The sequence below is a fragment of the Shinella sp. 20P9.1.1 genome (assembly GCF_057798995.1).
In genome coordinates this window covers 1-26351 of sequence record NZ_JBYOLC010000007.1, presented here as the reverse complement: position 1 = coordinate 26351, position 26351 = coordinate 1, and the positions used below count along the sequence as shown (strand labels likewise).

22 protein-coding genes are annotated in these 26351 nt (G+C 64.8%); 15 read left to right on the top strand and 7 right to left on the bottom strand.

The genetic code is table 11. From position 1 onward, the window contains the following. Position 1: 1 nt before the first annotated feature. Together AC27VQ_RS13680 and AC27VQ_RS13675 are read right to left on the bottom strand one after the other, a co-directional pair. Complete coding sequence (locus AC27VQ_RS13680) at positions 2-694, bottom strand: GntR family transcriptional regulator (protein ID WP_488716687.1); 693 nt, start codon at positions 692-694, stop codon at positions 2-4. A 102-nt stretch (positions 695-796) separates the two neighbouring features. Continuing rightward, a complete protein-coding gene (locus AC27VQ_RS13675) occupies positions 797-1966 on the bottom strand; it encodes a serine hydrolase domain-containing protein (protein ID WP_488716686.1) in 1170 nt (389 codons plus the stop codon). Between the two features lie 397 nt (positions 1967-2363). Here AC27VQ_RS13675 and AC27VQ_RS13670 point away from each other — a divergent pair, with 397 nt between their 5' ends. The 8 genes from AC27VQ_RS13670 to AC27VQ_RS13635 all read left to right on the top strand — a co-directional run bounded on the left by AC27VQ_RS13670 (position 2364) and on the right by AC27VQ_RS13635 (position 10155). After that, positions 2364-3245, top strand: a complete 882-nt coding sequence (locus tag AC27VQ_RS13670; RefSeq protein WP_488716685.1) for a helix-turn-helix transcriptional regulator — start codon at positions 2364-2366, stop codon at positions 3243-3245. Positions 3246-3481: 236 nt separating this feature from the next. Then, a complete protein-coding gene (locus AC27VQ_RS13665) occupies positions 3482-5008 on the top strand; it encodes an ABC transporter substrate-binding protein (RefSeq protein WP_488716684.1) in 1527 nt (508 codons plus the stop codon). Between the two features lie 65 nt (positions 5009-5073). Beyond that, a complete protein-coding gene (locus tag AC27VQ_RS13660) occupies positions 5074-6003 on the top strand; it encodes an ABC transporter permease (protein ID WP_488716683.1) in 930 nt (309 codons plus the stop codon). 8 nt (positions 6004-6011) lie between these two features. After that, positions 6012-6857, top strand: coding sequence for an ABC transporter permease (locus AC27VQ_RS13655; protein ID WP_488716682.1), 846 nt, complete (start codon positions 6012-6014; stop codon positions 6855-6857). Then, complete coding sequence (locus AC27VQ_RS13650; protein ID WP_488716681.1) at positions 6854-8476, top strand: dipeptide ABC transporter ATP-binding protein; 1623 nt, start codon at positions 6854-6856, stop codon at positions 8474-8476. The genes AC27VQ_RS13655 and AC27VQ_RS13650 overlap by 4 nt, the downstream gene beginning before the upstream one ends. 29 nt (positions 8477-8505) lie before the next feature. Next, complete coding sequence (locus tag AC27VQ_RS13645) at positions 8506-9705, top strand: serine hydrolase domain-containing protein (protein WP_488716680.1); 1200 nt, start codon at positions 8506-8508, stop codon at positions 9703-9705. An 80-nt stretch (positions 9706-9785) separates the two neighbouring features. Continuing rightward, positions 9786-9983, top strand: a complete 198-nt coding sequence (locus tag AC27VQ_RS13640; RefSeq protein ID WP_488716679.1) for a hypothetical protein — start codon at positions 9786-9788, stop codon at positions 9981-9983. 10 nt (positions 9984-9993) lie between these two features. Continuing rightward, positions 9994-10155 carry a hypothetical protein gene (locus tag AC27VQ_RS13635; RefSeq protein ID WP_313531432.1) on the top strand — a complete coding sequence of 54 codons (162 nt, stop codon included), beginning with the start codon at positions 9994-9996 and terminating at the stop codon, positions 10153-10155. Positions 10156-10174: 19 nt separating this feature from the next. Here AC27VQ_RS13635 and AC27VQ_RS13630 read toward each other — a convergent pair whose 3' ends face one another. Continuing rightward, a complete protein-coding gene (locus AC27VQ_RS13630) occupies positions 10175-11389 on the bottom strand; it encodes an MFS transporter (protein WP_488716678.1) in 1215 nt (404 codons plus the stop codon). Between the two features lie 350 nt (positions 11390-11739). Between AC27VQ_RS13630 and AC27VQ_RS13625 the strand changes: the two genes are divergently transcribed. Next, complete coding sequence (locus AC27VQ_RS13625) at positions 11740-12960, top strand: helix-turn-helix domain-containing protein (RefSeq protein WP_488716677.1); 1221 nt, start codon at positions 11740-11742, stop codon at positions 12958-12960. Between the two features lie 34 nt (positions 12961-12994). Next, positions 12995-13633 carry a Vgb family protein gene (locus AC27VQ_RS13620; RefSeq protein ID WP_488716676.1) on the top strand — a complete coding sequence of 213 codons (639 nt, stop codon included), beginning with the start codon at positions 12995-12997 and terminating at the stop codon, positions 13631-13633. Positions 13634-13636: 3 nt separating this feature from the next. Here AC27VQ_RS13620 and AC27VQ_RS13615 read toward each other — a convergent pair whose 3' ends face one another. Then, positions 13637-14497: an urea carboxylase-associated family protein gene (locus tag AC27VQ_RS13615; RefSeq protein ID WP_488716675.1), complete on the bottom strand. Its 861-nt coding sequence runs from the start codon at positions 14495-14497 to the stop codon at positions 13637-13639. Between the two features lie 143 nt (positions 14498-14640). Then, complete coding sequence (locus tag AC27VQ_RS13610) at positions 14641-15111, bottom strand: Lrp/AsnC family transcriptional regulator (RefSeq protein WP_488716674.1); 471 nt, start codon at positions 15109-15111, stop codon at positions 14641-14643. Positions 15112-15293: 182 nt separating this feature from the next. Here AC27VQ_RS13610 and AC27VQ_RS13605 point away from each other — a divergent pair, with 182 nt between their 5' ends. The 3 genes from AC27VQ_RS13605 to pncB all read left to right on the top strand — a co-directional run bounded on the left by AC27VQ_RS13605 (position 15294) and on the right by pncB (position 20720). Beyond that, the gene (locus tag AC27VQ_RS13605) at positions 15294-15497 is read left to right on the top strand and encodes a hypothetical protein (protein ID WP_488716673.1); all 204 of its coding nucleotides are present in this window, start codon (positions 15294-15296) and stop codon (positions 15495-15497) included. A 37-nt stretch (positions 15498-15534) separates the two neighbouring features. After that, on the top strand, positions 15535-19218 hold the full coding sequence (putA, locus tag AC27VQ_RS13600; RefSeq protein WP_488716672.1) for a trifunctional transcriptional regulator/proline dehydrogenase/L-glutamate gamma-semialdehyde dehydrogenase: 3684 nt from the start codon (positions 15535-15537) through the stop codon (positions 19216-19218). A 197-nt stretch (positions 19219-19415) separates the two neighbouring features. After that, positions 19416-20720 (top strand): nicotinate phosphoribosyltransferase, encoded by a 1305-nt coding sequence (gene pncB, locus AC27VQ_RS13595; RefSeq protein WP_488716671.1) that lies wholly within the window; start codon positions 19416-19418, stop codon positions 20718-20720. Here pncB and otsB read toward each other — a convergent pair. Continuing rightward, positions 20717-21511, bottom strand: coding sequence for a trehalose-phosphatase (gene otsB, locus AC27VQ_RS13590; protein WP_488716670.1), 795 nt, complete (start codon positions 21509-21511; stop codon positions 20717-20719). The two genes, pncB and otsB, sit on opposite strands and share 4 nt — an antisense overlap. Positions 21512-21617: 106 nt before the next feature. Between otsB and AC27VQ_RS13585 the strand changes: the two genes are divergently transcribed. After that, positions 21618-22691: an ROK family protein gene (locus AC27VQ_RS13585; protein WP_488716669.1), complete on the top strand. Its 1074-nt coding sequence runs from the start codon at positions 21618-21620 to the stop codon at positions 22689-22691. 48 nt (positions 22692-22739) lie between these two features. Here the strand turns inward: AC27VQ_RS13585 and AC27VQ_RS13580 are convergent, their stop codons facing one another. After that, positions 22740-22973, bottom strand: a complete 234-nt coding sequence (locus tag AC27VQ_RS13580; protein WP_421593009.1) for a DUF2171 domain-containing protein — start codon at positions 22971-22973, stop codon at positions 22740-22742. 323 nt (positions 22974-23296) lie between these two features. Between AC27VQ_RS13580 and AC27VQ_RS13575 the strand changes: the two genes are divergently transcribed. Then, on the top strand, positions 23297-26326 hold the full coding sequence (locus AC27VQ_RS13575) for a beta strand repeat-containing protein (protein WP_488716668.1): 3030 nt from the start codon (positions 23297-23299) through the stop codon (positions 26324-26326). Positions 26327-26351 lie beyond the last annotated feature (25 nt).

Genomic DNA, 26351 nt, shown 5'->3' with positions numbered 1-26351 from the left:
CTCAGCCAGCCATGAACTTTGCGTGTCTCAGCATGAACTGCCCGGCTTCGCGAATATCGTGCGCCACGGCGTCCCGCGCACGGGCGGCATCCTTGGCCTCCAGTGCATCCATGATGCGCTCATGGAAATCGACGTCGAGCGCCTCGGTCGGCGTAAATGTCGTGCCCTCCACCAGCTTGCGCAGGAAGGGGCCGGCCTGGAGCCAGAGAATTTCGATGATGTACAGCAGATATTCGTTGCCGCAGTGCTGGTAGATCGCGAATTTGAAATCGAAATTGGCTTCGAGATAGCGGTCGATATCGCCCGCCTTGGCCGCTTCGGTGCGCGCCTTGCAGTGGTGGCGCACGGTGCGCAGGCTGTTGCCGTTGAGGCGCGGCGTGGCGAGTTCCGCCGCCGTGCTTTCGATGGCGATGCGCGCTTCCGTCAGGCTGTTGAAGGCGGCGACCGTCAGGAGCGGCACCTCCACGCTGCCATTCGGCAGCAGGTTCAGCGCCCGCACGGCCTGCAATCGCTGGAAGGCGGTGCGCACCGGCATCGGGCTGGTGCCGAACTGTTCGGCGACCTTGCGATAGGTCAGCTTCTGCCCCGGCTCGAAATGACCGGCCATCAGCGCATGCACGATCTGCTGGTAGACCTGCTCGTGCATCGGCACGGGGGCCTCGATCGCCGTGATGCTCGTCGCCTTCTTCGCCATGTCCGCCCCTCGAAATCCGCGCCGCGTCTTGCTGGAATTGCCCTTGGTAGGAGATTTGCCGGCGCCCGCGCAAGCCCTGTGGCCGGCGCGGGCGTGCCGTTATCAAACCATGCGGGACAATTGCGCGAGGAAGGCGATGTTGTCGCGGTCGAACGGATCGGTCACCGGGTCGGGCTGCGAGGACATGCGCACGATGACGACCTCCGTCGCCGGATCGACATAGAGCCACTGGCCGTGAATGCCGATGCCGCAATAGGCGCCCTCGCCCGTCTGGTACCATTTGTTGCGGTAGCGGCCCTTCGGGAAGAGGGTGACGAAATCGCTCCTGTCCCAGGCATCCTTGCTGCCGCCGCCGATCGTATCGGCCACCCAGGCCTCGGGCACGAGGCGGTTGCCGTTTGCCACGCCGCCCTGGCGCATCATCTCGCCGAAGCGGGCAAGGTCGCGCGGGGTGAGCGAGATGCCGGCCGAGGCGCGGCAGCTGCCCTCACGATCGACGGTGATAGCGACGGCACCGCGCGCACCGAGCGGCGCGAAGACTTTTTCCCGCAGCAGATCGGGCAGGCGGCGGCCGGAGGCGCGCTCCAGGATGATGCCGAGCATGTCGGTGTTCGGCGAGCGGTAGCGGAAAATCTCGCCGTGCTCGCCCGGCAGCCGCTGGATCGTGCAGAGGAAATCGCGCAGCCCCTCGTCCCCGCCGCCCGGATTCCACAGCATGGCCTTGCGATAGCGCGCAAACGGGCTGTTCGGGTCGAGATAGGCCTCGTCGATATCGATGGCGACGGCCATGTCGAGCACATGCTGCACCGTCGCATCGCCATAGGCCGAGCCGGCGGCCTCCGACACATAGCGCGTCACCGGCGCCTCCGGATCGAGCAGGCCGTCCGCCTGCAAGGCACCGGCGACGACCGCGACGATCGACTTGCTGATCGAGAAGGCGATGTGGCGATTGCCGAAATCCATGGTCGGCGCGGACCAGTCGGCGACGAACTTTCCCGATTTCATGACGGTCAGGGCATCCGCATGGGAGCGGGCGAGGAAATCCGCCATCTTCTCGTCGCCATCAGGCAGCGATACGGTCTCGGCAACGAGCGCGGAGGCATCCTCCGGGGTCTCGTCCCCACCAGAGCCGCCCCAGACATGGGCGCTCGGCACGAGTTCGCCGACATTCTGGTAGGCCCAGGCGCTGAACGGCGCCAGCCGCCAGTTGCCGAGCCGCACCGCATCGCGGACAAAACCGTATCTCTGTTCGAAGGCGCTCGTGGCGACCATGCTCTGTCCTTTCTCTCCCGCTGCTAAGGGTGGAGCCGGTTCGCCCGCCCGGTATGCCCGCCAGCATCACCGAAGCAAGTTTCCATGCGAAACTCGAAAGACCCGCAGGACATTCCGCCCGGCTCTACCGGCCCCTCATGCAAGGCGTTTTCCGACACCACCCCTTCGCCGCCCCGGAGCGGGCCGACATCCCCCGGAATATCGACGCTTCATCCCCGCAACAGGCATGCGAATGCCTGCGGGAGGCAGCTTCCCCGCAGGCACTTCGACGCTATACTGTGATCTCAGATCACGCAATGGGGTTGGCTGGATTTCTTGATGGCGCGAGACAAACGCAAGCTTCACGCATAGAATTGCGGGCAAGAACACGAATACCGGGATCGGCTGCGGGGAAGAGATGACAAGCGAATTGCAGGGTGAGGACGGGCAGGTCGCAGCCATCGCGGATCTCGCCATGGCATTGCTGGAGGGCATAGGCCGGCTGGATTTCCAGGAGCGCATCATGAACGCCCTGAAAGAACGCGTCGCCTTCGATGCCAGTCTCGTGCTGCTGTACCGCAAGGGCTTTGCGCCGAAAATCCTGTTCAACGACTGGCGCACCGACCGCGGCATGTCCAACATCCAGCAATACCTGCAGGGTTACTACCGGATGGACCCCTTCTACCGGCTGACGCTCGAGGACACGATCGACGGCGTGCACCAGTTGAGCCAGATCGACGCCGGCTTCGGCGACAGCGATTATTACCGCGAATTCTACCAGTATTCGGGCCTGCACGACGAGATCAACGTGCTCGTCAGCCTCGATGCGGAGACCAAGTTCGCCATCTCGCTCGCCCGCCGCAGCACCCGCCCCGCCTTCACCGGTGAGGACCTGAAATTCCTGCGCACCGCAACGCCGCTGCTCGTGAAGGCCATCGTGCGGCACTATCGGGATCTTCGTCCCGACAGCCAGGAGGGTGAGCCGCTCTTGCAAAGCGCGCTGGCGCAGGCCGTGCGCAATTTCGGGCGCAGCGTGCTCACGGGCCGGGAATGCCAGGTGGTGCAGCTCATCCTGCGCGGTCATTCGGTCAAGGAGGCGGCGATCAAGCTCGGCATCGCACCCGCGACGGTGAAACTGCATCGCCGCAATCTCTATGCGAAGCTCGACGTCACCTCGCAGGCCTCGCTGTTTTCGCTGTTCCTCGATGCCGTCTGCTCGGCGGACAACGCCTTCGACGACCCGCTTGCCGGCTATCTCACACGCCGCGCCAAGCTGACGGGCGATATCCTGCGCGCCTGAAACGGTCTTTTTTCAGCGCCAGTTTTCCCGCCGGACCCGCCTCGTGGAATCGGGCCGGAACCTCCTGAATTTTCAGAAATTTTGCGATTCGGTAGGCAGTGCCCTTTTGTTTTGTTCGGAATTTTGTGATCACAAATCACGAAATCTACATTGACACGAGCGTGATCTGAGATCACAAAATCCCCTCGAAGGACGCATCGGCCGGGGAGTGCCGCCGTCCATAAAGGGGAGAAACCATGAGAAAACTGAGCAAGCTTGTGCTGGCGGCCTCCGTCGCCCTTAGTATCGCGACGATGGGCATGAGCGCTGCCGCGCACGCCGAGGCGCTGGTGCGCATCGCATCGCCCTATCCGGCGACGACGCTCGACCCGTCGCGCTCGGCGGCCGCCGGCAATATCGAGACCTTCGGCCAGCTTTATGCCCGCGTCCTGCACCGCAACACGGAAACCGGCGAGCTGGAACCGGGCCTAGCCGAAAAGTGGGAGCTTTCCGACGATCGCCTGACCTATACGCTGCACCTGCGCGAGGCCAAATTCTCCGACGGCTCGCCGATCACCGCCGACGACGTCGTCTTCTCCTTCGAGCGCGTGCGCTCCGACCCGCAATCCGCCCTGCCCTCGACCTTCGGCGCGGTGGAATCCTTTACCGTGACGGACCCCAAGACCGTCGTCGTGAAGCTCAAGAACCCGCTGGTCTCGCAGCTCGGCCAGTTCGAGATGTGGAATGCCGGCATCGTCTCCAAGACGGACGTCGAAAAGCGCGGCGAGCAGGCCTTCGCCGATGTGCCCGTCACCTCAGGCCCCTATGCCGTCAAGGAATGGAAGCCGGGCGAAAAGCTGGTTCTGGCGCCGAATACCAACTATTGGCGCACGGGCTATCCGAAGTCGGACGCGACGGTGGAACTCGTCGAGGTCGCCGAGCCGGAAACCGCCGCCGCCATGCTGAAATCGGGCGAAGTGGACGTGATGCGCGAAATCGAGTGGTCGCAGGCCGCCGATCTTGCGGCGACCGAAGGCCTCGACATGCGCATGGAGGATTCGCATGTCATCTACACGATCCTGCTCAACAACAGCCGCGCGCCCTTCTCCGACATGAAGGCGCGTCAGGCCGCCGCCTACGCGCTGGACAAGAAGGCGATCACGGGGATCGTCACGACCGGCCTCGCCAACCCCGCCAACACGGTGCTGCCCTCAGGTCTCGACTATCACGACAAGGACTATGCCGCTTTCGCGCCCGATATGGAGAAGGCCAAGCAGCTGATCACCGAATCCGGCATGGCCGGCAAGGAAGTGAAGATCCCGGTCACCGCAGGCCAGGCGACGCAGCAGATCGCGCTCTTTATGCAGGCGCAGCTGGAAGCGATCGGCCTCAAGCCCGTCATCGTCAATGTGGACGTCGCCACCTGGTGGTCGGACACGGCGACCGCCGCCTATGACGCGACGCCGACCTGGTGGACGAACGAGCTGACGGACCCCGACACCGCCGTGCGCTGGGCCATCTGCGGCGCCTGCGATTCGCACGCCTTCAACACCTTCTACAACAACGACCGCGTCAACAAGCTGACCGAGGAAGGCTCGCGCGAGACGGATGAGGCCAAGCGCGCCGAAATCTACCGCGAGATCGCCAAGATCGCGACGGACGAGGTCGCCCAGATCCCGCTCTTCGACGCGCCCTTCGCCGTCGCCTATTCGACCCGCCTCAAGAACCTCAAGCTCACCCCTGCCATGCAGTGGACGCTTGAGGACATGACCATCGAGGAATAATCCCTCCCAGGCTGGCGCGGCGTCTGATGACGTCGCGCCTTTTTTCCGCATCCGGGGACCTTTTCATGCACATGATCCTGCGCCGCATCCTGCAGCTCGTCTTCGTGCTCATCGGCATCACGCTCGTCACCTTTCTTCTGGTGCACATGGTGCCGGGCGATCCGGCGCGGATGATTGCCGGCGACCGCGCCAAGCCCGAAACGCTCGAAGCCATCCGCCAGAGCCTCGGCCTCGACAAGCCGCTATGGCAGCAGTTCTTGATCTATGCCGGCAATCTCCTCAGCGGAGACATCGGTGATTCCCTTCGCTACAAGCGCCCCGTCGCCGAACTCATCGGCCAGTATCTCTGGCCGACACTGTTCCTCACCGGCTATGTCATCGTGCTTGCCGTGCCACCGTCCATCGCGCTTGCCATCGCCAGTGCCCGCAAGCCCGGCAGCCTGACGGACCAGATCATCCGGCTGATCGGCGTCGCCGGCATGGCGATCCCGGTCTTCTGGCTCGGCATCATGATGTCGCGCTTCTTCGGCGTCAGCCTCGGCTGGTTCCCGGTCTCCGGCTATGGCAAATCCTTCACCGGCCACCTGCACCACCTCTTCCTGCCGGCGCTCTCGACGGCGATCTGGATCGTGCCCGTGCTGGTACAGTCCCTGCGCGCCGCGCTTATCGAGAAATCGGCCGCTGATTTCGTCACCGCCGCCCGCGCGCAAGGGGCGAGCGAAAGCGAGATCTTCTGGCGCACCGTGCTGCCCAACGCCATCCTGCCGACGCTCAATCTCTTCGGCGTCATCGTCGCCTTCCTGATCGGCGGCACCATCGTGGTGGAGACGGTCTATGCCGTGCCCGGCCTCGGCACCCTGATGATCAACGCGCTGCTGGCCCGCGACTACCACGTCATCCAGGGCCTGACGGTGATGTTCGCCGCCGCCACCGTGACCGTGACCTTCCTCGTCGACCTCCTCTCCGCGGCGATCGATCCGCGCGCCCGCCTTTAGGAATAATCATGTCCCTCGATGCCACCACCTCCGCTCCCGAACGTGCGCCGCTGCCACTCAGCCTCGTCGTCGCCGGCAGCCTCGTCGGCCTCTGGGTCCTCATCGCCGTCTTCGCGCCATGGATCGCGCCTTACGACCCGAATGCCGTGGATATCGTGCACGCCCTGCAAGGCCCGAGCGCCGAGCACTGGTTCGGCACCGACCAGGTCGGTCGCGACGTCTTTTCGCGCGTGCTCCATGCCGCGCGGATCGATCTCCTGATGTGCCTGGCCGGAGTCCTGCCGCCACTCGTCATCGGCACGACGATCGGCCTGGTCAGCGGCTATTACGGCGGCTTCATCGATACCGTCCTGATGCGCCTCTACGACCTGACCGCCGCCTTCCCCTTCTTCGTGCTGGTTCTCGCCATTGTCGGCGTGCTCGGCCCGGGTCTCGTCAACTTCTTCATCGCGCTCGCCTTCGTCGCCTGGATCACCTATGCGCGGTTGGTGCGCGCCGAAGTGATGGCCGTGCGCGGCAGCGAATATGTGCAGGCCGCGAAATGCCTCGGCTTTTCCGACCGCGTCACGCTGTTCCGCCATGTGCTGCCCAATGCCTTCGGCCCCGTCGTCGCCTATGCGGTGAGCGACGCCGTGCTCGTCATGCTCGCCGGTGCGAGCTTCGGCTTCCTCGGCATGGGCGCGCAGCCGCCGCTCTCCGAATGGGGCGTGATGATCTCCGACGGCACGCGTTTCCTGCGCCAGGCCTGGTGGATTTGTACCTTCCCCGGCCTTGCCGCCATCAGCCTCGGCCTCGGCCTCATCTTCCTCGGCGATGGCCTCGGCCATCTCAGCCGTCAGCGAGCCGCCGCATGACCCATCCCCTGCTCGATATCTCCAACGTCTGCGTTTCCTTCGGCAAGGCGCCGGTGGTCAAGAACGTCTCCTTCCGCGTCGCGCACGGCGAAATCGTCGGCATTGCCGGCGAAAGTGGCTCGGGCAAATCCACCATCTGCCGCGCCGCCCTCGGCCTCCTGCCGCCGACCGGCAGCGTCAGCGGCGAGATCCGTCTCGACGGCAAGCCGCTCACCGGCCTCGCCCCGGCCGAATGGTCCGCATTGCGCGGCCGCGACCTCTCGATGATCTTCCAGAACCCGTCGTCGCATCTCAATCCGTTGCAGACGGTCGGAAGCCAGATCGCCCAGCCGATGATCCGCCATCTCGGCCTCTCTCGCTCTGCCGCCTGGGATAAGGCGGTAGCTCTCCTGGAGGATGTCGGCATCCGCGAACCGGCGATGCGCGCGAAATCCTATCCGCATGAGCTTTCGGGCGGCATGAAGCAGCGCGTGATGATCGCCGCCGCCATCAGTTGCGCCCCACGCCTGCTGATCGCCGACGAGCCGACGACCGCACTCGACGTGACGGTGCAGCAAAAGATCCTCGAATTGCTGAAGGACCTCAACCGGCAGCGCGGCCTCGCCATCGCCTTCGTCTCGCACGATCTCGGCGTGCTCGCCGATATCTGCTCGCGCATCGTCGTCATGCGCCACGGCGAGATCGTCGAGGAAGGCGAAGCGCGGCAAGTGGTGACGGACCCGAAGCACCCCTATACGCGCCTGCTCGTCAATTCGCAGCCGGGCCGGAAATCGCTGACCAGCGGCTGGAGCGGTGCGGCGGCCGAGGCGCCATTGCTGGAGGTGAAGGACCTGAAGGTCCATTTCCCGGTCAAGCGCGACATCATCGACGTGCTGCAACGCCGCCAGCCGGAACCGTTCAGGGCGCTCGACGGCATCGACCTCACCGTCAAGGCCGGCGAGACCGTCGGCATCGTCGGCGAAAGCGGTTCGGGCAAGAGCACGCTCGCCCGCACCATCATCCTGCAGAACAGGGCGACGGAGGGCGGCGTGACGCTGGAGGGGCGGCCGCTCGCCGACCTCGCGGGCGCTGCCCTGCTCGCCTTCCGCCGCCGGGTGCAGATGGTGTTCCAGAACCCCTATGATTCCCTCAATCCGCGCATGACCGCGCTGGAAACGATCGCCGAACCGATCTGGCGCCACCTGCTCGCCGACCGCGCGACCGCCCTCAAGGAAGCGGAAAAGCTGCTCGACATGGTGGAGATGAAGCGTGAATTCGGCAGCCGCCGGCCGGGCCAGCTCTCCGGCGGCCAGTGCCAGCGCGTCGGCATTGCCCGTGCGCTTGCGCTCAAGCCGGAAATCCTGATCGCCGACGAGATCACCTCGGCGCTCGACGTGACGACGCAGGCGCAGATCCTCGATCTGCTCGCCCGCCTCCAGCGCGAGCGCAAGCTGACGTTGCTCTACATCTCGCACGACCTGTCGGTGGTCAGCTCCTTCTGCCAGCGCGTCTATGTCTTCCGTTCCGGCAAGATCGTCGAACACGGCCCGGCAGCGGATGTGCTGAGCAATCCGCGCGAGGCCTATACGCAACAGTTCGTCGCCTCGATCCATCGCCTGCCGGACCTCGTGGCCGGCTGATTTTCAGCACGTGATTTTTGGAGACCTTTATGAACAGCACGACCCAGCCGTGGCGGCGCGACCCGAAGAACCCCGGCGCCCCGATCATTCCGCGCGGCGAATGGGATTTTCCGCCCTATCACCGCTGGACCTTCCAGCATGTGCGTGAGATGGTGCCGACCGCCCAGATCTGGCGCGGACCCGGCCCCGTCCTGCCGCTGCCCGAGCGCAAGCGCGACATCGACGGCGTCAGCTTCGAGGCCCGCGCCGGCCGCAGAACCATTCCGCAATGGCTGGAGGAATGCGCGACGGACGGTTTCCTCGTCCTGTCGCGCGGCGCTGTCATCGACGAGCGCTACATGAACGGCCTGAAGCCGTACCGCCAGCACCTCGCCATGTCGGTCTCGAAATCCGTCACCTCGGCGGTCTTCGGCATCCTCGTGGAGCGCGGCCTCATCGACCCGGAAGCACCGGTGACGCACTATCTGCCGGAGCTAGAGGCGACCGGCTATCGCGGCGCCAAGGTGCAGCATGTGCTCGACATGACGAGCGGCGTACTGTTCGATGAATCCTACACCACGCCGGGCTCGCATATGCAGAAGCTCGGCCAGGCCTGCGGCTGGTTCGACGCGACCGAGCCGACCTGGCCGATGACCGTCTGGCAGCTGATCCTTCAGCTCACCGAGCAGGAGCGCCCGCACGGCCAGCTGTTCCAGTACCGCTCCATCGAAACGGACGTGCTCGCCTTCATCATGCAGCGCGTGACGGGAAAACACCTCGCCGACCTGATCAGCGAGGAACTGTGGGTGCCGATGGGCGCCGAGGACGACGCCTATATCACGCTCGACCGCGGCGGCTATGCGCTGGCCGACGGCGGCTTCAATGCCACGCTGCGCGATTTCGCCCGCTTCGCCCTGCTGCTCCTCAACGGCGGCAAGGCACATGGCAGGCAGATCGTGCCGAAGGCCTGGATCGACAGCTTCAATGCGTCCGCCGACCACGAGGTCTTCGGCAACGAACGCCAAGGCGCTCTTCCGAACGGCGCCTATCACAACCAGTTCTGGATCGAGGCGCCCGATAGCCCGGTCTTCATGTGCTTCGGCATTTTCGGCCAATATCTCTACATGGACCCGGAAGCGGAATTCGCGATGATCAAGCTCTCGACGGACGCCGAGCCGGTCAGCGAGGACCGCACCTTCGACATGCTGGCCGCCGCCCATGCGCTGAGAGAGTTCTGCAAGACCGCCTGATTTTTTCCATCGGCCGGCAGGAACAATCGAGGCTCCTGCCGGTTCAAGGTCCGTACCATGATGATTGGGCGTGATCGCACATGACGGAACAGTCCAAGCTTTTTCCCGAACACCGCAGGCTTTCGGGGGAGCGCTACACAATCGATACCTTCCGTGCGGCCTATGACCTGCCCGCGCAGGAGGCCAAGCGGCTCTTCGAAAAATTCGGCCCCTCGAAACGGGAGCTCGATCTCCTGATGCGTGCGCGCCGTGATCCCGAGCAATTCCTGAATTTTTAAGGAAACGGCCATGACGAAGACCGACGCACACAATACGCCAAAGCCCTCCTCTCCCGACAACCGCGAGGTCGAGACCGACACGAAACCGGAAACGGAAGACGAGAAGATCAAGCGCGAGCAGGCGACGAAGCCCGCGCTGATGCCGATCGGCGATCCGGCGGGGGCGGCCTGAACGACCGCCCGCCTCCTGTTCAGGCCGCCGCCAGCCCCTCGCGGGTTTTGGGCATCGGCCTGAAGGTCATCGCGATCAGGAAAGCACCGAGGCCGATGCCACAGGAGCCGACATAGAGCCAGGTATAGCTGGCAAAGGTGTCGTAGATCAGCCCGCCCGCGACCGGTCCGAGCGCCATGCCGAGGCTGCCTGCCATGGCCGTGCCGCCTATGACCGTGCCCATCAGCCGCAACGGAAAGTTTTCCCTCGCAATGACCGCATAGAGTGGCATGACGCCGGCATAGATGAAGCCGAAAATCCCCGCCACGAGATAGAACGAGGCGAGCCCGCCGGTGAAGACATAGGCGAGCGCGCCGATAGACTGCGCCAGAAGCCCGAGCACAAGGATATGCTTGGCGCCGAACCTGTCGCCGAGCAGGCCGAAGACCACGCGCCCACCCATGCCGGCAAGCCCTTCCACGGAATAGATGGTGACGGCCGCGATCATCGGAATGCCGCAGGTGATGGCATAACTTACCGTGTGGAAGATCGGCCCCGAATGGGTGGCGCAGCAGAAGAAATTGGTCAGGCACAGAATGATGAACTGCGGCGAGCGCAGCACGTCGCGCGTCGTCATGCCGCCCTGCGGCTCGTCCGCCGCGGCAAGCGCCTCGTTGCCCGCTTCCAGTGCCGGCGGACGCTTGATGAGCAGTGAGGCAGGGATCATTGCGACGGCGACGATGACCGCGATGATCTGCATCGACGTGCGCCAGTCGTGGCCGGAGACCAGCCAGGCGGCGAAGGGCGCCATGGTCATCGGCGCCATGCCCATGCCGGCGGAGACCAGCGAGACGGCAAGGCTGCGATGCGTATCGAACCAGCCGGTGACGCAGGCCATCATCGGCGCGAAGACGGCCGCCGCAGCCGCCCCGACGACCAGGCCGAAGGTGAACTGGAACGCCAAGAGCGAGGTCGCGACACTTGCGGCGGCAAGGCTTGCGGCCAGCAGCACCGAGCCCGTCAGCACGACGGGCCGCGGCCCCCAGCGATCGGACAGGCTGCCCCAGACCATGCTGGCGAAGGCCATGGACAGAAAGCCGATGGTCATGGCGGTGGAAATGCCCGTCACCGACCAGCCGGTATCCTTGGAAATCGGCAAAAGGAAAACCGGCAGCGAGAACATCGCGCCGATGGCGATGCAGCCGAGCAGGCCGCCCGCCGCCGCGATCACCCAGCGATAATGCGTATGGATCATTGTCATCTCCTTCGCGATCGCCCGGCCCGGCCGGAACCGCCCCAAACCTGATACTGATCGCGCCGCCCCGTCCCTGTCTAGAAAGCAAGGACAGGCGCGCACTCTACACCTTCCCGACGAGGGCTGAAGCAGGAAGACATCAGCACAGTCTCCCTGCTTGCCTCTCTGGAAGACGCTGTCATTCGCCGTTTCCGACACCGACCATGCGAAATTTTACGCTTTCGCAAAACCCATCGCGCTGCCATCTATTGATGCGCCTCGGACGATCGCCTTGCTCTGCCCGGATACGGCCAGTCCAGAGTAGGCGGCGGACTTCCGCGGGCGGGAGTGACAAGTGTGACGGGAATGCAATGGATTCGATGATCACAGCCGCCGCCCGCGCGCTTGCCGCTGGCGACCCGCTCGGCGCGCTGAACCGCGTGGCCCTGCGCGACGATGCGCCGGCGCTTGCGCTGCGCGGCATCGCCATGGCGCAGCTTGGCGATCTCGACCGGGCAAAAACGCTGCTGAAGAGTGCCATCATCGCCTTCGGCCCGCGCGAAACGGTGGCGCGGGCGCGCTGTATCGTGGCGGAGGCGGAGGTCGCGCTCGCCAGCCGCGACCTCACCTGGCCGGCCAAGGCGCTTGAGGCTGCCGGCGAAACACTCGCCACCCATGGCGACAGCCTCAACGCCGCCCATGCCCGCACGCTCGCCATCCGCCGCCTGCTGCTCATCGGTCGGCTGGAAGAGGCAAGCATCCGGCTTGCCGAAACCGACCCCGCCACCCTCGCTGCACCCCTGCGCGCCGCCCACGAGCTTGCCGCCGCCGGCATCGCCATCCGCCGGCTGCGCACGAAAGTGGCGCGGGCCGCCTTCGCGCGCGCGATCGATGCCGCCCGACAAGCCCGCATCCCCGCCCTGCTGCGCGAAATCGAACTGGCCGCGACGGTGCTGGAAAAGCCGGCGGCACGGGCAATCGCCAACGGCGCGGAACAGGCTCTGCTGCCCGACGACGTAGAAGCGCTCTTTGCCGGCAAAAGGCTGATTATCGATGCCTGCCGCCATGTCGTGCGCTGCGAGGAGGCCATCCTGTCGCTTGCCACGCGCCCCATCCTCTTTTCCCTGCTGCGCACCCTGGCCGAGGCCCTGCCCGGCGATGCCAGCCGGGAAAAACTGCTCTTCAATGCCTTTCGCGCACGGCATGCCGATGAATCGCACCGTGCCCGCCTACGCGTGGAAATGGGCCGGCTGCGTGCCGAACTGGAGCCGTTCGCCGGGATCGAGGCCACCAAATACGGCTTCGTGCTGGCGCCGCGCGGTGGTCGGGCGGTGACCGTGCTGGTGCCGCCGCTGGACGAGCCGCATGCCGACATTCTCGCGCTCTTTGCCGATGGCGAGGCATGGTCGAGTTCAGCGCTTGCCATTGCGCTCGGCACCAGCGCCCGCACCGTGCAGCGCGCCCTGGAACAGCTTTCGGCAGCGGGAAAGGTGCAGGCGATCGGCAGCGGACGGGCGCGGCGATGGCTCACGCCGACACCGGGCGCCTTCTCGACACTCTTGTTACTCCCGGGCCCGCTGCCGGGCGACTAAGATTGCGATCATCAACGATCCAGAGGAGATGACGATGACGACCTCGCAAGCTGAGATCCTGCGCGAATATGGCCCCTTTCCCGATGTGGAGCAGGTGGGCGGCGTGACCTATGACGGCAAGAAGGTGTGGTTTGCCGTCGGCGACCGGATCAATGCCCTCGATCCTGATAATGGCGAGGTGGTCGGTGCGATCGCGCTCGCGGCCCATGCCGGCACCGCCTATGACGGCCGCCATCTCTTCCAGATATCCGAGGATGTCATCCACAAGATCGACCCCGCCTCCGGCGCCGTGCTGTCCACCATTCCCGCCCCCGGCAAGGGCGGCGATTCCGGCCTCACCTGGGCGGAAGGGTCACTGTGGGTCGGCGAGCACCGCAGCCGGAAAATCCACCAGATCGACCCGCAGACCGGCACGATCCTCCGCACCATCGAGAGCAACCGCATGGTGACGGGCGTCACCTGGGTGGATGGCGAATTCTGGCACGGAACCTGGGAGGGGGACGAGAGCGACATTCGCCGGATCGATCCCGAGACCGGCGCAGTGCTGGAAACGCTCGTCATGCCCGAAGGCACGGCCGTTTCGGGCCTCGAATCCGATGGCGGCGAGCGCTTCTTCTGCGGCGGCGGACGCAGCGGAAAAGTCCGCGTCGTCCGCCGTCCTGAACGTGTCTGATCCTTAGAGGCCGTGGGTGCCGTCGTAGCCGTTGACCGGCGGCGGCGCCCAGCCTGCGGGCAGGCCCTTGGGCTTGTAGATCTCGACGACCATGGGATGGCAGGCCGCCGTGTCGGAAGAGTGTTCGGCCGAGCAGTCTCCGCCGGGGCAGGCCGACATGCAGCCCAGAAGATCGATCTCGGCGAAGAATTCCAGATAATCGCCCGGCCGCACCGGGCTTGCCTTCATGAAATACTGGCCGGTGTCGCGCGTAAAGCCCGTGCACATGAAGACGTTCAGCACGTCATGCACATAGGTCTCCGCCTCGCGCGGCGCCATGCCGGTCTTCTCTGCGAAGGCGCGCGTCAGGTTGGAATGGCAGCAATGGTGGTACTGGCCGCCGTGGCTGAGCAGATTGTGCGTATAGGGATCGCAGCGCGTGCCTATCACGTCATGCACCGCGCCGCCGAACTCGTCGAAACCGTACCAGTCGAGCGTGTCATGCGTGATGGTCGCGATGGGGCGCAGATAGGGGAAGTTCGAGAAGAGCTGGTCGCCGAGGCCGACATGGGTGCCGTTCAGCGCCCGCGTCTTGCCGGTGTAAAGGCGTTCCTTGAGATCGTTGGCATTGAAGAGGTTAAGGTCGCCGACCTGCGGGCCTTCCGAACAGACGATGCGGCAGAAGTGCCCAGCCGGCACCGACCAGGTCGCGGCCTCGCGCGGCGGCACGACCACGGTTTCGACCAGCGTGAGGTCGTCCCGTAGCGCACGATAGGTCGACAGATCCGGGCGCGGCAGCGTCTCGACTGGGTAGCAGACAACCGGCCTGATCGCCTTGCGGGTGTTCGCATCGGCAGGAGCCGCGGTTATCGGATCTGGCTTCATGAAAATCCTCCCTCTCGTCCCCGGCGGCGCGCTCCGAACGGTGCTGCATGCCCCGAAGAAATCCACTTTTGTTGAATAACAGAAATGCTATTGTTCAACAAGATCGAATTCATGTGTAACACCGCGATCCCGGCGGCTTTCCGCTAGCCGCTCTCCTTTACCGTCTCCATCGCCACATTGGTCGAGGTATTGGCAACATAGGGCAGGTTTGAAATCCGCTCGCCCAGCACCAGCCGGTATTTCTTGATATCGCGCGTGCGGATTTTCAGGAGATAGTCGAAACGGCCGGCGATCATGTGGCATTCCTCCACCTCGCGGATCTTCTTCACCGCGGCGTTGAAACTCGTCAGCGCCGCCTCATGCGTATGGGTCAGCTTCACCTCGGCGAAGGCGATGTGGTCGAGATTCATTTTCGACGGATTGAGGATCGCCTTGAAGCCCTGGATGAAGCCTTCCGCAATCAGCCGCTTGAAGCGGTTCTGGCACGGCGTTTTGGAAAGGCCGACCTTCTCCGCCAGCTCCGCGACGGAGATGCGGCCGTTTTCCCCGAGTTCTTCGAGGATTTTCCGGTCAAAACCATCCAATGACCCATCGGTCTGCAAATTCTCGATCAATCGGACCTCCACAGGACGAAAAGTAAACCCATATAGCCTAAATCATCCGGATATGAAGTCCATCCGTTTTCCAGCTGCATGATATCAATTGCGCCCAGTTTCCAGCAATGAACGCACCGAACCGGCCGCCAGCAGAGCGTGTCGGCGACGGCCGTATTCCGAGCCAAGACAGGGGAGATGGGATGCAGGACAGGACTTTCGATGCTAGCATGCCGGCGGACCTCATCCGCCACTACAAGCCGCTCGCCATCCGGGCCGTCGTGGCGGCCTGCAGCGTCAGGGCGGAACGGTCCGAAAGCGATCGCGCAGGCGTGATGCTTGCCGGCGCGACCGAAACCCATGACGCCCCTTTCCGGGACGAGCCTGCTCCTGCCTTCATCCGCTGATCCCTTCAGACACCGAACGCTTCTCATAGGTCCTTCCATGCAGAATCCCGCCGCCGCATCCACCGCCCCGTTCTCCGATTTCGCCCCGCCGATCCGTCCGCAGAGCGCGCTGCGCCAGGCCATCACGGCCGCCTATCGCCGCCCCGAGACCGAATGCCTGCCGCCACTGGTCGCCGCTGCCCGCGTATCCGAGCGCGAGCGCTACGACATCCGCAGCACCGCCCGCACGCTGATCGAGGCGCTGCGTGCCAAGCACAAGGGCACGGGCGTCGAGGGTCTGGTGCAGGAATATTCGCTGTCGAGCCAGGAAGGCGTGGCGCTGATGTGCCTGGCCGAAGCGCTGCTGCGCATCCCGGACACCGACACGCGCGACGCGCTGATCCGTGACAAGATCGCCGAGGGTGACTGGACCTCCCATATCGGTGGCGGCAAGTCGCTGTTCGTCAATGCCGCGACCTGGGGCCTCGTCGTCACCGGCAAGCTGACCTCTACCGTCAACGACCGCGGCCTGTCCGCGGCCCTGACGCGCCTCATCGCCCGCGCCGGCGAGCCGGTCATCCGCCGCGGCGTCGATATGGCCATGCGCATGATGGGCGAGCAGTTCGTCACCGGCGAAACCATCGAGGAGGCGCTGAAGCGCTCCAAGCCGCTGGAAGCCCGCGGTTTCCGCTATTCCTACGACATGCTCGGCGAAGCCGCCACGACCTCGGCCGACGCCGAGCGCTATTACCGCGACTACGAAAACGCCATCCACGCCATCGGCAAGGCTTCTGGCGGCCGCGGCATCTACAACGGTCCCGGCATCTCCATCAAGCTCTCGGCGCTGCACCCGCGCTACAGCCGCACGCAGACCGCCCGCGTGATGGGCGAGCTGCTGCCGAAGGTGGTGAAGCTCGCAGCGCTGGCCAAGAGCTACGACATCGGCCTCAACATCGACGCCGAGGAAGCCGACCGGCTGGAACTGTCGCTCGATCTGCTCGAAAGCCTCTGCTTCGATGAAGCGCTGAAGGGCTGGAACGGCCTCGGCTTCGTCGTGCAGGCCTATGGCAAGCGCTGCCCCTTCGTGCTCGATTTCATCATCGATCTCGCCCGCCGCTCCGGCCGCCGCGTCATGGTGCGCCTCGTCAAGGGCGCCTATTGGGACGCCGAGATCAAGCGCGCCCAACTCGATGGTCTGGAAGGCTTCCCGGTCTACACCCGCAAGATCTATACCGACGTCGCCTATGTCGCCTGCGCCCGCAAGCTGCTCGCCGCGCCGGATGCGATCTTCCCGCAGTTCGCCACCCACAACGCCCAGAGCCTTGCCACCATCTACCAGCTCGCCGGCCCGGATTTCGCCGTCGGCAAATACGAGTTCCAGTGCCTGCACGGCATGGGCGAGCCGCTCTATGACGAGGTCGTCGGCAAGGACAAGCTCGACCGGCCCTGCCGCATCTATGCGCCTGTGGGCACCCACGAGACGCTGCTGGCCTATCTCGTGCGCCGCCTGCTCGAAAACGGCGCGAACTCCTCCTTCGTCAACCGCATCTCCGACCCGAAGGTCTCGGTGGAATCGCTGATCGCCGACCCGGTCGAGATCGTCGCCGCCATGCCCGTCGTCGGCGCGCAGCACGACCAGATCGCCCTGCCCGACGGTCTGTTCGGCGCGTCGCGCAAGAACTCCGCCGGCCTCGATCTCTCGAACGAAGAGACCCTCGTCGGCCTCTCGGCTGAACTCGCCGGCACCGCCGCGAAACAATGGCACGCCGCCCCGCTTCTCGCGGATGGCAGCGCCGCCGGCGAAACGCAGGACGTGCTGAACCCCGCCGATCACCGCGACGTCATCGGCAGCGTCACCGAGGCAAAGGCCGAGGATGCCGCACGCATCGTCGCCATGGCCGCCGACAATGTCGCAAGCTGGTCCGCCGTCTCCCCCGCCGACCGCGCCGCCTGCCTCGACCGCGCCGCCGATATCATGCAGGCCCGCATCGAGCCGCTGATGGGCATCATCATGCGCGAAGCCGGCAAATCCGCCGCCAACGCCATCGGCGAAGTGCGCGAAGCGATCGACTTCCTGCGCTACTATGCCGAACAGGCCCGCCGCACGCTCGGTCCGTCGCACCTACCGCTCGGCCCCATCGTCTGCATCAGCCCGTGGAACTTCCCGCTCGCCATCTTCACCGGCCAGGTCGCCGCAGCGCTCGTTGCCGGCAATCCGGTTATCGCCAAGCCCGCCGAGGAGACGCCCATCGTCGCTTATGAGAGCGTCAAAATCCTGCACGAGGCCGGCGTTCCCGTCGGCGCCCTGCAGTTCACGCCCGGTGCCGGCGCCCTCGGTGCAGCCCTCGTCGGCGCCGACAAGACGGCCGGTGTCATGTTCACCGGCTCGACGGAAGTCGCCCGCCTCATCCAGGCGCAGCTTGCCGAGCGTCTTTCGGTGGGCGGCAAGCCGATCCCGCTGATCGCCGAAACCGGCGGCCAGAACGGTATGATCGTCGATTCCTCGGCGCTTGCCGAACAGGTCGTCGCCGACGTCATCGCCTCCTCCTTCGACAGCGCCGGCCAGCGCTGCTCGGCGCTGCGCGTGCTGTGCCTTCAGGACGACGTCGCCGACCGCACGCTCGCCATGCTGAAGGGCGCGCTTCAGGAGCTGACGCTCGGCCGTACCGACAGCCTGAATGTCGATATCGGCCCCGTCATCACGGGCGAAGCGCGCGACAACATCGTCGGTCACATCGAGCGCATGCGCGGCCTCGGCAACAAGGTCGAGCAGTTGCCGCTGCCGGCCGCCGCCGCGCACGGCACCTTCGTCGCGCCGACCATCATCGAGATCAAGAAGCTCGCCGATCTCCAGCGCGAGGTCTTCGGCCCCGTGCTGCATGTCATCCGCTTCCGCCGCGCCGATCTCGACCGGCTGATCGACGACATCAACGCCTCGGGCTACGGCCTGACCTTCGGCCTGCACACGCGCCTCGACGAAACGATCGCGCATGTCACCAGCCGCATCAAGGCGGGCAATCTCTATGTGAACCGCAACATCATCGGCGCCGTGGTCGGCGTGCAGCCCTTCGGCGGACGCGGCCTTTCCGGCACCGGCCCCAAGGCGGGCGGCCCGCTCTATATCGGCCGCCTCGTGCAGAAGGCACCGGTGCCGCCGCAGCAGGATTCGGTGCATACCGATCAGGCGTTGCGCGATTTCATCTCCTGGCTCGACCGCAAGGGCAAGGCTGCGGAAGGCGAGACCGCCCGCAGCTTCGCCAACCGCTCGGCGCTCGGCCTGGTGCGCGAACTCGCCGGCCCCGTCGGCGAACGCAATCTTTATGCCCTGCATGCCCGCGGCAACGTGCTGCTCGTGCCGCAGACGGAAGCCGGCCTGCTGCGTCAGGTCGCCGCCGGTCTCGCAACGGGTAACATGCTTGCCATCGACAATGCCACCGCGCTGAAGCCCGTGCTTGCCGACCTGCCCGCCTCCGTCGCCGCCCGCCTCACCTGGTCGGCGGACTGGGCCAAGGACGGCCCCTTCGCCGGCGCGCTGGTGGAAGGCGATGCGGAGGCGGTCCGCGCCGTCAACCGCAAGATCGCGGCCCTTCCCGGCCCGCTGGTTCTGGTACAGGCCGCGACGACCGAGGAACTGCTGAGCGACCCGGAAGCCTATTGCCTCAACTGGCTGCTGGAGGAGGTCTCGACTTCGATCAACACGGCCGCCGCCGGCGGCAATGCCAGCCTGATGGCCATCGGCTGATTACCGATCCACACACGTCAAACAAAGGCCCGCTCACGCGGGCCTTTGTGCATTTGGCGCAGGGCACGGCACGGTAAAAATCGCCGTCACCCCTCCCACCCCGGCGATATCGCGTTAAGGTGGCGCCATCGAAACGGGAGAATCTGCATGCCTATCGCAAGTCCAATCGCGGCGCACCCGGCCGGAAGGAGAGCCGCGTGACCGTCACCGATTTCGCGACCCGCACCTACGACCACAATTTCCGGCTCGACCCGATCGTGCGCAGCCTGCTCGATACGGACTTCTACAAGCTGCTGATGTTGCAGATGATCCGGCAGCTCCATCCGGATGTGAAGGCGACCTTTTCCCTGATCAACCGCACGAAGAGCGTGCGGCTCGGCGAGATCATCGACGAGGGAGAGCTGCGCGCCCAACTCGACCATGCCCGCAGCCTGCGCTTCACCAAGAAGGAACTGATCTGGCTCGCCGGCAACAGCTTTTACGGCCGGGCGCGCATGTTCGGCCCGGATTTCATCGCCTGGCTTGCCGCCTTCCAGCTGCCGGACTACGAATTGCGCAAGGCCGACGGGCAGTATGAGCTACATTTCGAAGGCCCGTGGACCCACACGATGATGTGGGAAATCCCGGCGCTGACCATCATCAACGAAATGAAATCCCGTGCCGCCATGCGCGACAAGGGACGCTTCGCGCTCGACGTGCTTTATGCCCGCGCCAAGGCGCATTTGTGGGAAAAAGTCGAGCGCCTGAGGCTCCTGCCCGACCTCGTCATTTCCGATTTCGGCACGCGCCGCCGGCACGGTTTTTTGTGGCAGCGCTGGTGCGTGGAGGCCCTGAAGGAAGGGCTCGGTGAACGCTTCATCGGCACCTCCAACGTGCTGCTCGCCATGGATGCCGATCTTGAAGCGATCGGCACCAATGCCCACGAACTGCCGATGGTCGCCGCAGCCCTTGCCGAGGATGACGCAGCCCTTGCCCGCGCACCCTATCAGGTGCTGGAGGAATGGCGCCAGCACTATAACGGCAACCTGCTGATCGCCCTGCCCGACGCCTTCGGCACCACGGCCTTCCTTGCCCACGCGCCGGACTGGCTGGCGGACTGGACCGGCTTTCGCCCTGATAGCGCGCCGCCGATCGAAGGCGGCGAGCAGATCATCCGCTGGTGGCAGGAGAAGGGCCGCGACCCACGCGACAAACTGTTGATCTTCTCCGACGGCATGGATGTCGACACAATCGAGGCGACCTACCGGCATTTCCACGGCCGCGTGCGCATGAGCTTCGGCTGGGGCACCAATCTCACCAACGATTTCCGCGGCTGCGACCCGGACGGCGGCAACGGCCTCGATCCGATCTCGCTGGTCTGCAAGGTGACCAGCGCCAACGGCCGCCCGGCGGTCAAGCTGTCGGACAATCCGCTGAAGGCGACCGGCGATCCGCACGAGATCGCACGCTACCGCAGCGTCTTCGGCACGGATGTGCAGGAAGCGCGCCCGGTTGAGGTTTAAGCCTCGCCGGCCGCAGCGATAGTCGAAAGCGCCGAGCGGATGGCCGAGGGCGACGAGGCTTTTGCCAGCGCACAGGTGGCCGTCGAAAGCGAGCCGACCCGGATCGACTGCCCGCCGCGGGCATTGGCAAGGGCAAACATCGTCTCGTCCGTCAGGTCGTCGCCAATGGTGATCGGCAGGCGATCGGCAAAGGCGGGCTGTTCGAGATAGGCCGCCACCGCGTCGCCCTTGTCGGCGCGTGCGGGGCGGATTTCGAACACCATCTTGCCCGGCTGCAACACCCAGCCCGGCCCCGCCTCCTCGGCGAAGGCCTTCATGATGCCTTCCAGCGCCGTGTCGAAAGCGGGCGCCAGCCGAAAATGCGCCGCCACCGCCGCCCCCTTGTCTTCGATCAACACGCCCTCCATCCACGCCGTCTGCTCGACCAGGCGCTGCTTGAGCGAGATGAAGGCCGGCGTTGGCGCCACGACGGCCGTCTGCCCGTCGGCACCTCGGAATTCAGCGCCATGCAAACCGGCGATCGGGAAGCGGCAGGGCGCAAAGAGCGCGTCGGCATAAAGCAGGCTCCGCCCCGTCACCAGCGCAAGCGCCCCCTTGAGGCGATTGGCGACGGCCTGCAGATCGCTGGCGAGCGACAACGGCACCTGAATGGCATCCGGCGTCGCCGCAAGATCCAGGAGCGTTCCGTCGATATCGAGAAACAGCGCCCAGCGGTCCGGCTCATCGACCAGGCGGCGCACCAGATGGCGGGTGGCGGCGTCCGATGGCCGCAATTTTTCCAGCTCGTCCATCGCCTTGCAAGTAGATCGGCGAGGCCACGCCGGCAAGGCCGGCAGGAACAAGTTTTCGCGCGCCGCATTGTGCCCTTCGCCACGCAATTGCAGCAAGGGAACTGCCATGGGTCATCGGAAAGCACAACGGACCGCCGACAGCGACGCCCCCGTCATCCACGGTGCCGAGGACCTGCCGACGGTAACGGTCGCCAGCTACAATCTCGAAACACGCGACAAGCAGGGCTTCATCGGCGACCGCGCCAACAAATCCGCTTTCCGGGATGCACTCGAGGCCTGGCGCATGCGCATTCGTAAGGGTGGCGATGATCCACTGGGCGAGGTCGCGACCGACACGCTTTCCAAGAAGGAAATCGATGCGCTGCTCAAAGACGAGGAAACGGAAGCCGCCACCCTCGTGCGCGCGGCGGTCGATGATTTCGCCGCCGAGCTTGCCGATGTGCTGATGCGCTACCTGAAGGAGGAGGCGTGGAAGGGCACGGAGCGGATTGCCGTCGGTGGCGGGTTCAAGGACAGCAGGACCGGCATGATGGCGATCGCGCGCGCGCAGCTGCTGCTGAAGGCCGAGGGCGTGAAGGTCCAGTTGATGCCGATCGCCCATCATCCCGATGAAGCGGGCCTTATCGGCGCCGTCCATCTCATCCCCTCCTGGATGCTGAAGGGGCATGACGCGATCCTGGCCGTCGATATCGGCGGCACGAACATCCGCGCCGGCGTCGTCAAGCTGAACCTCGACGACGCCAAGGATTTCGGCAAGGCCAAGGTCTGGAAATCGGAACTGTGGCGCCATGCCGACGACGAGCCGAAACGCACCGCGACCATCGAATATCTCGTGCGCATGATCGAAACGCTGATCGGAAAGGCGAAAAAGGCGAAGCTTGCGCTGGCTCCGGTCATCGGCATCGGCTGCCCCGGTATCATCGCCTCCGATGGGTCGATTGCACGCGGCGGGCAGAACCTGCCGGGCGGCAACTGGGAAAGCACGCACTTCAACCTGCCGGAGGCACTTCGCAAGGCTATCCCCGAGATCGACGATCAGCCGACCTTCGTCATCATGCACAACGACGCCGTGGTCCAGGGGCTCTCGGAAGTACCGCGCATGGCCGATACCAAGGCCTGGGCCGCCGTGACGATCGGCACGGGCCTCGGCAATGTCAGCTTCGTCAACAAGAAGGACTGATGTCAAAAAGCGGATATGAAAAAGCCGCCCGGAGGCGGCTTTTTCCGTTCAGTTCAGCGTGGACCATTCCTGGCGCACCGCGTCTGCATCCTTGTTGAGATGCACATGGGCATCGACGTGGTCGACCCAGTCGAGCGGGATGAGATGGTGCTTGCCATCCTCGGAATCGCTCCGGGTCAGCTTGATGCGGCTTTCGCCCTCCATATGATCGACGGTTCCGACATGACCGCCATCGGCGGCGCGCACTTCCATATGTTCGCGAATTTCATTTGCAGCGACCATTGTCGTTCTCCTTTGGTGAACTTGCCACAGAAGAACTGCCCAAACCCACCCAAGGTTCCTGTTTCAGCGTATTTTCGAAACGCTGACGCAACCTTTGATTAGCCGATAGAAGTCGCTCAACGTCGTGCTGATGGGCAGGCAGCTGTTCCCCAGGGAACACGATGAGCCCCCTGCTTGTGAGCAGATGCGGTCACGGCGGGACTGCACTCGCCACCGAACTGCGGGGGCCTGACTTCCAACGTTTATGCAGCACTTTCGAGCATCCGCACTGCGGATGGCGGGCGGTCGCTGTTGTCCGAAACAGAGAATCATGGGTGAGCAAAATGGCGACGAAATACGGAACGGATGCATCGGAAACGCTGAACGGCGGCCTTGACCAGGATTACATCTACGGCCAGGGCGGCCATGACAAGATCTATGGCCTGTTCGCCCGTGATAACCTGTCAGGCGGCGACGGCAACGACACGCTCAGCGGCGGCTTCCAGGATGATACCCTCTATGGCGACCTCGGCACGGATACGCTATCGGGCGGCCAGGGCGATGACGTCCTGTCGGGCGGCGGCGGTGCCGACACGATGTCGGGCGGGCTGGGCGACGACCGGTTCACCGATTATTCCATCGGCGACTGGAAGGGTGACGTCGTCGATGGTGGGTTGGGCACGGACACGCTCGACATCAACCTGCAATACAATACGGCCGGCATCAAATTCACGGTGCAGGATCCGACCAAGTCGGTCAACCTGTTCGGCTTCAACGTCAAGAACATCGAACAATACTGGGTCACGGCCACCAATTTCGCCGACACGCTGACCGGCGGCCACTGGAACGACCGCTTCAACGGGCAGGACGGGGACGACACGCTGTCCGGCAACGGCGGCAACGACACGCTCGATGGCGGCGACGGCAAGGACACGCTGAACGGCGGCCAGGGTGACGACTATCTCTATGGCCGCGACGGCGACGACAAGCTCGACGGCAGCTATGGCGACGACAACTTGCAGGGCGGCGGCGGCAACGACACCCTCACTGGCGGCAATGGCGACGACGCGCTCTACGGTGAAGACGGCAACGACGTGCTCAACGGCGGAAACGGCGACGACTATCTCTGGGCCGGCGAAGGCAACGACACGCTGAACGGCGGCGCAGGCGCGGATTACATCATCACCGGCAGCGGCAAAAACACGGTGAATGCCGGCGATGGTGACGACGAGATCCTGATCAACCTGGCGGATGGCGCCGACAAGGTCGACGGTGGTGCCGGTATCGACGAGATCGAGATCCGCAACATCTCGGGCACCTTCACCGCCAAGGCCTCCACGGTCGTCAACACGCTCGCCGACGGCACGACCATCGTCAATGTCGAGAACTACGATCTCTACGGCACGAACGACAAGAACACGATCGTCACGCTGGGCGGCAAGGACCACATCGTCACCTACGATGGCGACGACACCGTCAAGGCCGGCGCCGGTGACGATTCCATCGACGGCGGTGCGGGCAACGACAAGCTCTATGGCGAAGCGGGCAACGATACGATCTTCGCCGGTTCGGGCAAGGACACGATCGATGGCGGTTCGGGCACCGACACGGTGTACATCGACGTCTACAGCTACCAGACGATCAACTACACCTTCGACGTCGTCAACGGCAAGGGAACGCTGTCGAACGGCTCCTACGCGCAGAACACCGAGATTTTCAACATCTTCACCTCCGCCTATGGCGACGACGTCCTCAAGGCCGGCAATGCCCAGAGCGTCTGGTTCAAGTCCTACAGCGGCAATGACCAGCTCTACGGCAGCGTCGGTGATGACCTGCTCGACAGCGGGCTCGGCAACGACAAGATCGTCGCCGGCAAGGGTGACGACGTGTTGTACGATCTCGGCGGCAACAACAACCTGTCGGCCGGCGACGGCGACGACGAGGCGCACCTGTCGATCTTCGAGGCCCATGCCGGCGGGGATACAACGACGCTCGATCTCGGCGCGGGCAACGACAGCGTGGAGTTCAATGCCGGCCTCGGCTACACCTTCGGCAAGCTCAACGCCGACGGCGGCACCGGCACGGACCTCGCGATCATCGACCGCAACGAGACCACCAAAGCCCTTACCTTCACGCTGAGCGCCAATGCGACCGTCGTCAACGGCGACGTCACGCTGAAGAATTTCGAGCGCATCGACATCACCGGCGGCTCCGGCGCCGACAAGTTCACCGGCGGCAACCTGTCGGATTCGCTCGACGGCAACGACGGCAACGACACGCTTGTCGGCCTTGGCGGCGACGACTGGATCTACGGCGGCAATGGTCGCGACACGCTGAAGGGCGGCGACGGCCGCGACACGATCTGGGCGGCCGGATCGAACGACGACGCGGCGGCCGACACGATCGATGCCGGCGCAGGCGACGACTATGTCCATATCAACAACGGCGACACCGCAATCGGCGGCACCGGCATTGATACGGTCTATGTCGACGTCTCGGCGCTCACGACCGGCGTCAAGTTCACCTCCGGCACCGGCACGGTGAAAGTCAACGCCACCACCTCCTATTCCGGCATGGAAGCGCTCGACTTCACCGGCACGAAGGGCAACGACGTCGTGACCGGCGGCGCCGGCGGCGACACGCTGCGCGGCAATGCGGGCAACGACACGCTCAACGGCGGTGACGGCAAGGACTTCCTCTATGACGACGCCGGCAACGACACTCTCCTGGGCGGCGCGGGAGACGATAGTTTCACCCGCAACGAGTTCACCGGAAAGGACCTCTTCGACGGCGGCGCCGGCAGCGACATATTGGACTTCAACTATTACGGCTACGACGCCTCGGTGAAGCTTGACCTGCTCGACAGCACCAAGAACGATGGCCTCGCCCGCGGCCTCACGGTCAAGAACATCGAACGGTTCTGGGGCACGAGCCAGGACGACGACATCAGGGGTTCGAACGCCAGCGAATGGATGTACGGCGGCAGCAAGGACGATATCCTGCAGGGCCGCGGTGGCAACGACACGCTGATCGGCGGCTCCGGCGGCGATCACCTCACGGGCGGGTCCGGCAAGGATACGTTCCAGTTCAACTACGTCACCGACGGCGGCGACCAGATCACCGACTTCAAGCGCGGCGAGGACAAGATCGCCATCGACAACACCGCCTTCGGTCTCAAGGCCGGAACGGCAATCAAGCTCGTCCTCGCCGACGACGCCGTCTTCACGACATCAGGCCCGACCTTCCTTTACGAAAAGGATACGCACCGGCTCTGGTTCGACGCCGACGGCAAAGGCGGCGACAAGGAATCCGTCTTGCTCGCAACCCTGGACAACGTCTCGACGCTCTCCACCAGCGATTTCCTTCTGGTCTGATAGCAGCCCATTGCCAACCCGCTGA